Raw genomic sequence first — 12,706 nt, forward strand, 5'->3', positions numbered from 1 at the left:
CGATTCAACGAAACGCCATCATGGTCTAACGGCTGACTGCTTTGAAGCCTTACCGCGGCAGCACCGTCGATCCCATCAGCGCCTCGTCGATCGAGCGCGCCGCCTGGCGGCCCTCGCGGATCGCCCACACCACCAGCGACTGGCCGCGGCGCACGTCGCCCGCCGCATAGAGCTTGTCGACGCTGGTCCTGTAGTCGCGATCATTGGCCTCGACATTGTTCGAGCGGCGGCTGTCTGTGACGACCTTGATCTTGCCGTCGAGCTCCTTCATCAGGCTGTCGCCCGCCGGACCGGCGAAGCCGATGGCGATGAAGGCGAGATCGGCGCGGATGACGAACTCGCTGCCGGCGATCGGCTTGCGCTTGTCGTCGACCTCGCAGCAGCGCACACCGGTCAGCTGGCCTTCCTCGCCGATGAACTCGAGCGTCGCCACCTGGAATTCGCGCTCGGCGCCCTCGGCCTGCGAAGAAGACGTGCGCATTTTCGTTGCCCAGTAGGGCCAGACGGCAAGCTTGTCTTCCTTCTCCGGCGGCTGCGGACGGATGTCGAGCTGCGTCACGCGCACCGCGCCCTGGCGGAAGGCGGTGCCGATGCAGTCGGACGCGGTGTCGCCGCCGCCGACGACCACGACATGCTGGCCACCTGCAATGATCGGATGCGAGGGCCAGGCCACCGACTGGATCGGCTCGCCGCCGACGCGGCGGTTCTGCTGCACCAGATAAGGCATGGCGTCATAGACGCCGCTGAGATCGCTGCCCGGAATCCCGGCCGGACGCGGCGTCTCCGAACCGCCGCAATAGAGCACGGCGTCGAATTCCCCGAGCAGATCGGCCGCTTTCATGTCGACGCCGACATTGACGCCGCAATGGAAGGTCACCCCCTCGCCTTGCATCTGCTCGATGCGCCGGTCGATATAGTGCTTCTCGATCTTGAAGTCCGGTATGCCGTAACGCATCAGCCCGCCGGGGCGGCTCTCGCGCTCATAGACGTGCACGTCGTGCCCGGCGCGGCCGAGTTGCTGCGCCGCCGCCATGCCGGCCGGGCCGGAGCCGATGACGGCAACCCGTTTGCCGGTCTTCTTCTCCGGCGGATAGGGCCGGATGTGGCCGGTCTCGTAAGCCTTGTCGGCGATCGCCTGCTCGACCGTCTTGATGGCGACCGGAATGTCCTCGAGGTTCAGCGTGCAGGCTTCCTCGCAGGGCGCGGGACAGATGCGGCCGGTGAACTCCGGGAAATTGTTGGTCGAATGCAGGTTGCGGATCGCGTTGTCCCAGTCGCCATTGTAGACGAGGTCGTTCCAGTCCGGGATCTGGTTATGGATCGGGCAGCCGGTCGGCCCGTGGCAGAACGGAATGCCGCAATCCATGCAACGCGCGGCCTGTTTCTCGACTTCCTTGTCCGACATCGGCAGCGTGAATTCACGGAAGTGCCGGACGCGGTCCGAGGCAGGCTGGTACTTGTGCACCTGCCGGTCGATCTCGAGAAAGCCTGTTACCTTGCCCATAGTCCAGTCCCTGCTGTCCGAAGGCACGCTTTTGTCGCGCACCCGTTAACCCCATAAGGCTGCCATGGCAACCTTCGTTCCGAGGTCGGGATTGTTGGTGAGGATGCCGGCCGGAAAGTCATCTTCCCGGCCGTGCCCGAAACCTATTCCGCCGCCACGCTCATGCGCATGCGTTCCATCTCGATCAGCGCGCGGCGATATTCCACCGGCATGATTTTCCGGAATTTCGGCCTAAAATTCTGCCAGTCGTCGAGGATCTCGCGGCCGCGCACCGAACCGGTGAAATGCACGTGGTTCGAGATCAGCTGGTAGAGCCGCTCCTCGTCGTGGCTGGTCATGTCGCCGGAGACGTCGACGCGGCCCTTGTGGTCGAGGTCGCCGCCGTGATGGAGCAGCTTCTCCATCAGGTCGTCCTCTTCCGGGACCGGCTCCAGCTCGACCATCGCCATGTTGCAGCGTTCGGCGAAATCGCCCTTCTCGTCCAGCACATAGGCGACGCCGCCCGACATGCCGGCCGCGAAGTTGCGCCCGGTCTTGCCGAGCACGACGACGATGCCGCCGGTCATGTATTCGCAGCCGTGGTCGCCGACGCCCTCGACGACCGCCGCCACGCCGGAATTGCGCACCGCGAAACGCTCGCCGGCGACGCCGGCGAAATACGCCTCGCCTTCGGTGGCGCCGTAGAGCACCGTGTTGCCGACGATGATCGAGTCCGCCGCGACGATCTTGGCCTCTTGCGGCGGCCGGATGACGATGCGGCCGCCCGACAGGCCCTTGCCGACATAGTCGTTGCCGGCGCCGACCAGCTCGAAGGAGACGCCGCGCGCCAGGAAGGCGGCGAAGGACTGGCCGGCGGTGCCGGTCAGCTTCACCTTTATCGTGTCCTCGCGCAGGCCCTTGTGCTTGAAACGCTTGGCGACGTCACCCGACAGCATGGCGCCGACAGAGCGGTCGACATTGCGGATCGGCAGCTCGATGGTGACCGGTTGTTTGGCGTCCAGCGCCGGCTTCGCCAGCTCGATCAGCTTGCGGTCGAGCACGTCGTCGATCGGATGCTTCTGCCGCTCGGTCCAGTGCAGCGCCTCATGCGGCACGTCCGGCTTGAAGAACATCTTCGAGAAGTCGAGCCCGCGCGCCTTCCAGTGTTGGATGACGTCGCGCTTTTCCAGGAGATCGGTGTCGCCGATGATCTGGTCGATATGGGTGAAGCCCATGTCGGCAAGCAGGCCCCGCACCTCTTCCGCCACGTAGAAGAAGAAGTTGATGACGTGCTCGGGCGTGCCCTTGAAGCGCTTGCGCAGCACCGGGTCCTGCGTCGCCACGCCGACCGGGCAGGTGTTGAGGTGGCACTTGCGCATCATGATGCAGCCGGCCGCGATCAGCGGCGCGGTCGAGAAGCCGAACTCGTCGGCGCCGAGCAGCGCGCCGATGATGACGTCGCGCCCGGTGCGCAGGCCGCCATCGACCTGCAGCGCGACGCGCGAGCGCAAGCCGTTGAGCACCAGCGTCTGGTGCGTTTCGGCGAGGCCCATTTCCCACGGGCTGCCGGCATGCTTGAGCGAGGTCAGCGGCGAAGCACCGGTGCCGCCGTCATAGCCGGAGATGGTGATGTGGTCGGCGCGCGCCTTGGCGACGCCCGCCGCGACCGTGCCGACGCCGACCTCCGACACCAGCTTGACCGAGACGTCGGCCGCCGGATTGACGTTCTTCAGGTCGTAGATCAGCTGCGCCAGATCCTCGATCGAATAGATGTCGTGATGCGGCGGCGGCGAGATCAGGCCGACGCCGGGCGTCGAGTGCCTGACCTTGGCGATGGTCGCGTCGACCTTGTGTCCGGGCAACTGGCCGCCCTCGCCGGGCTTGGCGCCCTGCGCCACCTTGATCTGCATGACGTCGGAATTGACCAGATATTCCGCCGTGACGCCGAACCGGCCGGAGGCGACCTGCTTGATCGCTGAGCGTTCCGGATTCTTGCCGCCGCCGGGCAGCGGCAGATAGCGGTCGGCCTCTTCGCCGCCCTCGCCGGTGTTCGACTTGCCGCCGATGGCGTTCATGGCGCGCGCCAGCGTGGTGTGCGCTTCCCGGGAGATCGAGCCGAACGACATCGCCCCGGTCGAGAAGCGCTTGACGATCTCGGCCGCCGGCATGACGTCCTCGATCGCGACCTTCTTGCGGCCGGTCTCTTCCGCTGTTCTGATCTTGAACAGGCCGCGAATGGTCTGGGCGCGCGCGGTCGCGCTGTCGATCTGCGCCGAATAGTCCTTGAACGTGTCCCATGAGCCCTGCCGCACGGCGTGCTGCAGGCTGGCGACGGCATCGGGCGACCACATATGCGCCTCGCCGCGCATGCGGAACATGTATTCGCCGCCGACCTCGAGATTGTTGCGCAGCACCGGATCGCTGCCGAAGGCGTCGCTGTGGCGGCTGAGCGTCTCGGTAGCGATCTCATCCAAGCCGACGCCTTCGATCAGCGTCGCCGTGCCGGTGAAATACTTCTCGACGAAGTCCGACTTCAGCCCGATGGCGTCGAAGATTTGCGCGCCGCAATAGGACTGGTAGGTCGAGATGCCCATCTTGGACATCACCTTGAGAATGCCCTTGCCGATCGACTTGATGTAGCGTGAGACCACCTCGTATTCGTCGACCTCTTCCGGCAGCTCGCCGCGCTTGTGCATGTCGAGCAGCGTGTCGAAGGCGAGATAGGGATTGATCGCCTCGGCGCCGTAGCCGGCCAGGCAGCAGAAGTGATGCACCTCGCGCGGCTCGCCGGATTCCACCACGAGGCCGACCGAGGTGCGCAGGCCCTTGCGGATCAGGTGATGGTGCACGGCCGCCGTCGCCAGCAGCGAAGGAATGGCGATGCGGTCCGGGCCGACCTGGCGGTCGGACAGGATGATGATGTTGTAGCCGCCGGCGACCGCTGCCTCCGCGCGCTCGCAGAGCCGGTCGATGGCGCCCTGCATGCCGGCGGCGCCCTCATTCGAACCATAGGTGATGTCGATCGTCTTGGTGTCGAACCTATCCTCGGTGTGGCCGATGGAGCGGATCTTCTCCAGATCGCCATTGGTCAGGATCGGCTGGCGCACCTCGAGCCGCTTGCGGCGCGACGTGCCGACCAGGTCGAAGATGTTCGGCCGCGGCCCGATGAACGACACCAGGCTCATCACCAGCTCCTCGCGGATCGGGTCGATCGGCGGGTTGGTGACCTGGGCGAAATTCTGCTTGAAATAGGTGTAGAGCAGCTTCGACTTATCCGACATCGCCGAGATCGGCGTGTCGGTGCCCATCGAGCCCACCGCTTCCTGGCCGGTGGTGGCCATCGGCGCCATCAAAAGCTTGGTGTCTTCCTGCGTGTAGCCGAAGGACTGCTGGCGATCGAGCAGGCTGACATCCTTGCGCAGCGCGCGCGGCTCGACCGGCTTCAGATCTTCGAGGATGAGCTGCGTGTTGGCGAGCCAGGTCTTGTAGGGGTGCCTTGTCGCGATCTCCGACTTGATCTCCTCGTCGGAAACGATGCGGCCCTTGGCGAGGTCGATCAGCAGCATGCGGCCGGGCTGCAGCCGCCACTTCTGCACGATCTTTTCCTCCGGCACCGGCAGCGCGCCGGCCTCCGACGCCATGATGACGCGGTCGTCGTCGGTGACGATGTAGCGCGCCGGGCGCAGGCCGTTGCGGTCGAGCGTGGCGCCGATCTGGCGGCCGTCGGTGAAGACCACCGCCGCCGGTCCGTCCCACGGCTCCATCAGTGCCGCATGGTACTCGTAGAAAGCCTTGCGGTCGGCGTCCATGAGCTTGTTGCCGGCCCAGGCTTCCGGGATCAGCATCATCATGGCGTGGGTGAGCGAGTAGCCGCCCTGGAACAGGAACTCGAGCGCGTTGTCGAAGCACGCCGTGTCCGACTGGCCTTCATAGGAGATCGGCCAGAGCTTCGAGATGTTGTTGCCGAACAGCTCGGAATCTACCGAGGCCTGGCGCGCCGCCATCCAATTGTTGTTGCCGCGCACGGTGTTGATCTCGCCATTATGCGCGACCATGCGATAGGGATGCGCCAGCTTCCATGACGGGAAGGTGTTGGTCGAGAAGCGCTGGTGGACGAGGATCAGCGCCGTCTCGAAACGCGGATCCTTGAGGTCATTGTAATAAGCGCCGACCTGATAGGCCAGGAACATGCCCTTGTAGACGATGGTGCGCGCCGACAGCGACACGCAATAGGCGCCGATGTCCTTGTTGTCGTTCTCGGCATAGATGCGGCCCGAGATCACCTTGCGCAGCAGGTAAAGCCGCGCCTCATACTCCTCGTCGTCCGTGATGTCGGCCGTGCGGCCGATGAACACCTGCCGATGGAAGGGCTCCGACGCCACGATATCCGGCGCCTTCGACAGCGACGAATTGTCGACCGGCACGTCGCGGAAGCCGATAAGCGGCAGCCCTTCCGACTGCGCCGATTCGGCGATGATCTCTTCGATATGGGCGCGCAGCGCCGCGTCTTGCGGCATGAACCAGTGGCCGACGCCGTATTGACCGGCCGGCGGCAGTTCGATGCCCACGACCGCCATTTCTTCGCGGAAGAAAGCGTCCGGAATCTGCACCAGCAAGCCGGCGCCGTCGCCGACCAGCGGGTCAGCGCCGACGGCTCCGCGATGGGTGAGGTTTTCCAGCATCGCCAGACCGTCCTCGACGATCCGGTGCGACTTCACGCCCTTCATATTGGCGATGAAGCCGACGCCGCAGGCGTCGTGCTCGTTGCGCGGATCATAGAGGCCCTGCGCGGTCATGCCGTTGGCGGTTCGCAGCCCTTTGGCCAGGACGGTATTTTTAACGGCTGCCGCTTTCGTCTGCGCGGCCTGGCCGTTAATCGCAGATGGCGTCAGTTCCGTCATCGTCCTATCCTCCGTTCTCCACCTTGGCCCTGACTGTCTCAGGGCGCTGGTTTGCCTTGGGAAGCGAGAGTGCTTCCCCTTCATGTTGCTGCACGTCTCGCGAAATCCATCGAACCATACGGCCATACGCCCGGTTCGCATCCGGTATCGTACAGGCCAGAGCCGGGCCGTCTACCCGCCGCTCGCGACAATGGCCGGAATGGCAGCAATGATACGCCAGTCCGGCCTGTTTTGTGCGACAAAATAAGACAGCACTACTGTCCTAAATTTTTTATGGCAGAAATCAGGCAGCCGCACAAGACCGATTCACAAAAAACTTGGGCGTGCTGCGACACAAACTTTCGTGACAGGCGCCGCAAACGCAAGCTTTGGTCAAGGCACCTTGGCGCCGATTGCTGGCTTCACCGCTTTGCCGGCGATTGGCCCTTGCGCTTCGACCGCCGAAGCGGTCAAGTCCCGCCGCTTTTGCCAATCACGATATGGACCTCTCGATGTTCTTTGCATCCGACAACTGGGCGGGCGTCAACCCCGACATTTCGGCCAACCTGTCGCGCCATGCCGCCGGCACCGCGACCGCCTATGGCGACGGCGATCTGGACCGCGCCGTCTATCGCCGCTTCAGCGAGATCTTCGAGCGTGAGGTGCAGGTCTTCTTCGCCGCGACCGGCACCGCGGCCAACGCGCTTTCGATGGCTGCGTTGAACCGCATCGGCGGCGTCGCGCTCTGCCATTCCGAGGCGCACTTGAATGTCGACGAGTTCGGCGCGATGGGTTTCTACACCGGCGGCGCGCGCATGGCGCCGGTGGCGGGACCGCTGGGGCGCATGACCCCGGAGGCTCTCGACCGGACCATCAAGCGATACTCGCAGGACCTGGCCCCCGCCGGCCAGCCGATGGCGGTCACCGTGACCCAGGCGACCGAGGTCGGCACGGTCTACAGCGTCGACGATGTCAAGGCGATCGCCGAGGTCAGCCGCCGCCACAAGCTGCCGCTGCACATGGACGGCGCGCGCTTCGCCAATGCGATTGCCGCGACCGGCGTCAGCCCGGCCGAAATGACCTGGAAGAGCGGCGTCGACCTCATCTCCTTCGGCGGCACCAAGAATGGCTGCTGGATGGCCGATGCGGTCGTGGTTCTCAATCCGGATGTCGGCAAGGATCTGCGCCTGCTGCGCCAGCGCGCCGGACAGACTTTTTCCAAGGCCCGCTTCATCTCGGCCCAGTTCGAGGCCTATTTCACCGACGATCTGTGGTTGAGGATGGCAGGGCACGCCAATGCGATGGCCGCGCATCTGGCCGAGACGATCGAGGATGCGCCGGCCGGCAAGCTCGCCTGGCTGCCGCAGGCCAACGAAGTGTTTGCCATCCTCGGTCGGGCCACCGCGGAAAAGCTGCAAGCGGCCGGCGCCAAATTCTACGAATGGGGCGTGCCGCAGGGTTTCGATGGCCATCTCGGCGACAATGAAGCGATCTACCGCTTCGTCGCCAGCTTCGCCACCACGACGCAAGAGATCGACCGTCTCGGCGAGTTGCTTGGCTGAGCTTGCGGCGCTCGGGAGCAGCATGACAGAAGCCTCATTGCGGCGACTGAGGCCTATATCCGAAAGCTGCTTTCCTGCCGGCAGGATCCCGATTTGGCCACGCTCGATTTGAGGACTTTTGCGGCTGACATATTCGCCGCGACGGCGGCTGAGTATTTCGCGCCATACGAAGCCGTTCACCGACAGAACGTCGAAGCGGTCGTCGCGGAAAAGAAGGGTAGGCTTGCGCCCCGATCAGGCGAGCAAGGGCCGCAGCAGCAACTCGACGCCGAGCAGGACCAGAAAAATCAGGAACCAGCGGCGAAAAGTTGCCGGACTGATCTTCCGGCGCAGGATTTGCCCCAGCCACATGCCGAGCAGGGCCGGCAGCACGGCAAGCGAGGACATCGCCAGATGCCCCGCCTCGAACGCGCCATGCGAGGCAAGGCCCAGCGCCAGGGCGATCGTCGACACCGTGAAGGAAAGACCGAGCGCCTGGATCAGGTCGTCGCGGCTCAAGCCCAGCGCCTGGATGTAAGGCACGGCAGGCACCACGAAGACGCCGGTGCCGCCCGTGACCAGGCCGGTGAGAAAACCCACGACCGGCGACGACCAGCGCTCGGTTTTCTCGGGAACGACAGGCTGCCGCGCGAGCAGACTATAGGCGGCATAGACGATCAACGCCGCGCCGAGGCCGGCGGTCGTCCATTTGACATTGTCGCTGGCGAGCAGCCGCGAGCCGGCGACCGTGCCGATCAGAATGCCCGCCATCATCAGCCAAAGCCGGCGCAGGATCGCCGAAAAACTCGGGCCGGCGAAAAGCTGCCAGACATTGGTGACGAAGGACGGAACGATGAGCAGCGAGGCGGCCGTCACCGGCGGCATGATGGTGCCAAGCAATCCCATGGCCAGGGTCGGCAGGCCCATGCCGGTGACGCCCTTGACGATACCGGCGAGCAGGAAAGTGATTGCAACGGTGGCGGTCAACAGCAGCGAAAAATCGGACATCGCCCTTCATGATCCGCCGCTGCGCGCTTCAAAAGAGCCACACAGGCCCGTCGCCGGTGGCACAAAAAAAGCGGCGCCTCGCGGCGCCGCTTTCGTCTCGGGAGGGAGACGTTGTCTACTACCGGCCCCGCGGGTTACGCGGCGGCCTTGGTTTCGATCTGCTTGGCCTTTTCCGCGGACGAGGTGATCGCGATCTTGCGCGGCTTCAGCTCCTCGGGAATGTTGCGCTTGAGGTCGACGAAGAGCAGGCCGTTCTTCAGCGTGGCGCCTTCCACTTCGACGTGGTCGGCCAGCTGGAAGCGGCGCTCGAAGGACCTCGAGGCGATGCCGCGGTAAAGCAGCTCCGAACCCTCGCTGCTGTTCTCTTCCTTGCGCTCGCCCTTGACGGTCAGCACGTTGCGATGGGCTTCGATCGAAATCTCGTCTTCCGAGAAGCCGGCAACGGCCATCGAGATGCGATAGGCGTTCTCGCCCGTGCGCTCGATATTATAGGGCGGATAGGTCTGCGCGGTCTCGGGCTGGCCGAGCGAATCGAGCATGGTGAACAGCCGGTCGAAGCCGACGGTCGAACGATAAAGCGGGGAAAAATCAACGTGACGCATGAGTGTTCTCCTTTTGAGCAACATGGTTTGCGTATGACCCGTTGCGAAACCCTCGAAAGGCGTTCCGGATAGGCCAGCGGCCCCGACATCGGCGGCCACAACCTTCATTTGGGAAGCTCAAAAAGCCATTTCAAGGTTTTCCTTTGTCGCAATGCAGCCACGTTCATGAACGGTGGATGAACCACCGCTTCGGCCTCCGTTCAGTCATGCGGCATTAGGCTTCGGTCAAGTTCGAGCAATTCCAGGAAAAGTGAAGCGGTTTTCCGTCCGGAATTGCGTCAAGACAGAGAGACAAGCGGCGCCTCCTTCCCTGCGCCGCGACGAGGCCGAACCGGGTGCAACGTCCCTTCCTCCCGGGTCGACAGAGGCCGGAAGTGCACCGCAGGCACTTCCGGCCTTCCCCGCACTACAGCGCCGCGCGTCCTCTGGACGCGCTAAGGACGCTGTAGCACTTTTGATTTCGCGCATGATCCTTTCCGAAAATCGATTCCGATTTTCGGGGTCATGCGCGGCGACCGCGCAAATCCTCGCAACGCCTTTGCTTTTGCCGCCTGGCCGTCTATCACCATGCCGACGCCTCGCCCGTCCGGGCAAAGAACAAGCAACGACGCCGCATGACGGATCTTTTCCATCTGACCGAGGACAATCCCGCACCGCAGAATGCCGCGGGCGGCTTCTTCACCACACGCGACGGCAAGAAGATCCGCTACGGCGTCTTTGCCGCTGTCAGCCGCCCGCTGCAGGGCACGGTGGTTCTGCTGACCGGGCGCAACGAATGCATCGAGAAATATTTCGAGACCATCCGCGATCTCGCCGATCGCGGCTTCGGCGTCGCCATCCTCGACTGGCGCGGCCAGGGCGGTTCCAGCCGCCTGCTGCGTGACCGCCAGCGCGGCTATGTCCGCAGCTTCCGCGACTATACGCGCGATCTCGAGCAATTCTTCGAGGAAATTGTGCTGCCCGACTGCCGCGGCCCCTATTACATCCTCGCGCACTCCACGGGCGCGGTGATTGCGCTGCTTGCCTCGCCGTCCATGGTCAACCGGGTGCGGCGCATGGTGCTGCTGGCGCCTTTTCTCGAGGTGCCGGACCTGCCGGTCTCGATCGCCACGGTCCGGCGCGTCTGCGCGGTCTTTTGCGCGCTGGGTCTCGGCCGGCTCTATGCCGCGCTCGGTCCGCGCCCGAAAGTGCCGCCCGCTTTCGAGGTGAACAAGGTGACCTCGGATCCTGTGCGCTACCGGCGCAATGTCGGAATCTACGAGGCCTGGCCGCAGCTCGCGCTCGGCGGCCCGACCATCCGCTGGCTGAGGGCCGCCGCCGCAGCCGCGAAAGCCGTCAGCGATCCGGATTTCATGGCAAGGGTGAAGGTGCCGATGCTGATCGTCGCCGCCGGCGCCGACCGGGTGGTCTCGACCAAGGCGGTGGAGGCCTATGCCAGGAAACTGCGCGTCGGCTCGCTGTTGATGATCGACGGTGCGCAGCACGAGATCCTGCAGGAGAAGGACATCTACCGCGAGCAGCTCCTGGCCGCTTTCGACGCCTTCATCCCCGGCATGGGTGATGCCACTTGACGCTCGGTGGTGGGCGGCCGCCGCCGGCGACGCCTTACGGCCGGCACAGGAGCTTCACGGCCGGTGGGTTCGACCTCGCCGCTCGGCCCACAAATCTCGGCTGAACGCGGCCGGCGTGGTCACCTGCATAGTCATTGCAGATCCTGCAGCAAACGCGGGCGGAACCGGCTTGACTGAAGGCGCGCTCGCCGCTCGGCGACTCCTCGTTTCCGCCAAGGCACGGAGCGCTAGATACCTTCCGGCGCCATGCGCCAGCCGACAAGGACCGGGAGGAGGAACGGACATGAACGCATCGCTGTCACGTCAGGGGCATCGCCTGTTGCAGATCGGCGTCGCCCTGCTGCTGTTTTCGTCATTTGAAGGATTTGCAATCCCGTACCTTGCCGCACCGCGCCTGGGGCTGTCGGCGCATACGCTCAGCGGCTTGGAGGCCGTTCTCCTGCTGGCGCTGGGTCTCCTTTGGGAAAGGCTCAACCTCAGCGCCGCCACATCGCGGGTTGCGTTCTGGCTTCTGATCTATTCGGCTCTTGCCATTCTGGCCGCCTACGTGATGGCGAGCGTCTGGGGCGCCGGCAACGAGACGATGCCCCTGGCAGCCGGAGCCTTCCACGGCAGCGCCTTTGAGGAGACGGCGATCAAGGGCATCGGGTATTCGTCGGCGCCAACCGGCCTCATTGCATTCGCGCTCATTCTGTGGGGCTTGCGCCTTGCAGAGCCTTCGTCAACCGAGAGCTAGAGCGCGCCGCAGTCTTGCATTCGGTTTTGCATGAAACGGTCTCTTGGGCCGCCTGGTGCTCAGCCGCGCAGCGCCGCCATCGCTGCCGCGTGAAGCTCGGGCGTCGCTGCCGCCAGTATATCGCCGCCCTTCTCCGCCGGCCCACCTTCGAAAGTGGTGATGACGCCGCCGGCCTTCTCGATGATCGGGATCAGCGCGACGATGTCGTAGGGCTTCAGGCCCGGGTCGGCGACGATATCGATGCTGCCGGCCGCCAGCATGGCGAAGGCGTAGCAATCGGTGCCGTAGCGGGCGAGCTGCACCTTTGTCTCGAACTGGTCATAGCGCTTGCGCGCATCGCCCTGGAACAATGCCGGCGTGGTCGTGAACAGCGTCGCTTGCGCGAGCTCGGTCGTCTTGCGGGTCGCGAGCCGGCGCGGGCCGCCCGGTCCTTCATAATGCGACCCGGAAGCGTTGGCGTAGAACAGCTCGCCGGTGAAGGGTTGCGACATCATGCCGGCGACCGCCTCGCCATCGACGGTCAGCCCGACCAGCGTTCCCCACACCGGGATGCCGGAAATGAAGGCGCGGGTGCCGTCGATCGGGTCGATCACCCAGACATGCCGGCTGGCGAGGTTTTGGCTGCCATGCTCCTCGCCGAGGATGCCGTGCTCGGGATATTCGGACGAAATCAGCGCCCGGATCGCGCGCTCGGCTTCGCGATCGGCCTCCGTTACCGGATCGAAGCTTCCCGCAAGCTTGTTGGTGACCGCCCCCTGGCTGCGGAAGCGCGGCAAGGTTTCGGCGGCGGCGGCATGCGCGATGCGCCGCATGAAATCGGTGCTGATATCCAAGTCGCTCTCCCCCATCGCGGCCGTTGCCGGCCGCCTGTTTCTCGCGGAACAG

Annotated in this window: 8 protein-coding genes; 3 read left to right on the plus strand and 5 right to left on the minus strand. The window is 64.7% G+C overall.

What is annotated here, in order from left to right:
* Nucleotides 1–49: 49 nt before the first annotated feature.
* Together FJW05_RS12930 and gltB are read right to left on the minus strand one after the other, a co-directional pair.
* Complete coding sequence (locus FJW05_RS12930) at nucleotides 50–1,504, minus strand: glutamate synthase subunit beta (RefSeq protein WP_140541860.1); 1,455 nt, start codon at nucleotides 1,502–1,504, stop codon at nucleotides 50–52.
* Nucleotides 1,505–1,647: 143 nt separating this feature from the next.
* Nucleotides 1,648–6,384, minus strand: a complete 4,737-nt coding sequence (gene gltB / locus FJW05_RS12935; protein ID WP_140632437.1) for a glutamate synthase large subunit — start codon at nucleotides 6,382–6,384, stop codon at nucleotides 1,648–1,650.
* Between the two features lie 491 nt (nucleotides 6,385–6,875).
* Between gltB and FJW05_RS12940 the strand changes: the two genes are divergently transcribed.
* Entirely contained in the window at nucleotides 6,876–7,925 is a 1,050-nt protein-coding gene (locus FJW05_RS12940; RefSeq protein ID WP_140632440.1) for a low specificity L-threonine aldolase, read from the plus strand.
* Nucleotides 7,926–8,159: 234 nt separating this feature from the next.
* Here the strand turns inward: FJW05_RS12940 and FJW05_RS12945 are convergent, their stop codons facing one another.
* Nucleotides 8,160–8,912 (minus strand): sulfite exporter TauE/SafE family protein, encoded by a 753-nt coding sequence (locus tag FJW05_RS12945; RefSeq protein ID WP_140632443.1) that lies wholly within the window; start codon nucleotides 8,910–8,912, stop codon nucleotides 8,160–8,162.
* 134 nt (nucleotides 8,913–9,046) lie between these two features.
* Entirely contained in the window at nucleotides 9,047–9,514 is a 468-nt protein-coding gene (locus FJW05_RS12950) for an Hsp20 family protein (RefSeq protein WP_140632446.1), read from the minus strand.
* A gap of 614 nt (nucleotides 9,515–10,128) precedes the next feature.
* On the opposite strand from FJW05_RS12950, the gene FJW05_RS12955 reads away from it, so the two are divergent.
* Together FJW05_RS12955 and FJW05_RS12960 are read left to right on the plus strand one after the other, a co-directional pair.
* Nucleotides 10,129–11,085, plus strand: a complete 957-nt coding sequence (locus FJW05_RS12955) for an alpha/beta hydrolase (protein ID WP_140632449.1) — start codon at nucleotides 10,129–10,131, stop codon at nucleotides 11,083–11,085.
* A 283-nt stretch (nucleotides 11,086–11,368) separates the two neighbouring features.
* A complete protein-coding gene (locus tag FJW05_RS12960; RefSeq protein ID WP_140632452.1) occupies nucleotides 11,369–11,821 on the plus strand; it encodes a hypothetical protein in 453 nt (150 codons plus the stop codon).
* A 59-nt stretch (nucleotides 11,822–11,880) separates the two neighbouring features.
* Here the strand turns inward: FJW05_RS12960 and hisN are convergent, their stop codons facing one another.
* Nucleotides 11,881–12,654: a histidinol-phosphatase gene (gene hisN / locus FJW05_RS12965; RefSeq protein WP_140632455.1), complete on the minus strand. Its 774-nt coding sequence runs from the start codon at nucleotides 12,652–12,654 to the stop codon at nucleotides 11,881–11,883.
* Between the last annotated feature and the right edge of the window lie 52 nt (nucleotides 12,655–12,706).

Source organism: Mesorhizobium sp. B2-9-1, from assembly GCF_006439455.1.
In the GTDB taxonomy this organism is placed as follows: Bacteria; Pseudomonadota; Alphaproteobacteria; order Rhizobiales; family Rhizobiaceae; genus Mesorhizobium.

Excerpts from the sequence above, each read along its gene's own strand:
- FJW05_RS12955 (WP_140632449.1), top strand. The coding sequence starts at position 10,129 with ATGACGGATCTTTTCCATCTGACCGAGGACAATCCCGCACCGCAGAAT.
- FJW05_RS12930 (WP_140541860.1), bottom strand. The coding sequence starts at position 1,504 with ATGGGCAAGGTAACAGGCTTTCTCGAGATCGACCGGCAGGTGCACAAG.
- FJW05_RS12945 (WP_140632443.1), bottom strand. The coding sequence starts at position 8,912 with ATGTCCGATTTTTCGCTGCTGTTGACCGCCACCGTTGCAATCACTTTC.
- FJW05_RS12950 (WP_140632446.1), bottom strand. The coding sequence starts at position 9,514 with ATGCGTCACGTTGATTTTTCCCCGCTTTATCGTTCGACCGTCGGCTTC.
- gltB (WP_140632437.1), bottom strand. The coding sequence starts at position 6,384 with ATGACGGAACTGACGCCATCTGCGATTAACGGCCAGGCCGCGCAGACG.
- FJW05_RS12940 (WP_140632440.1), top strand. The coding sequence starts at position 6,876 with ATGTTCTTTGCATCCGACAACTGGGCGGGCGTCAACCCCGACATTTCG.
- FJW05_RS12960 (WP_140632452.1), top strand. The coding sequence starts at position 11,369 with ATGAACGCATCGCTGTCACGTCAGGGGCATCGCCTGTTGCAGATCGGC.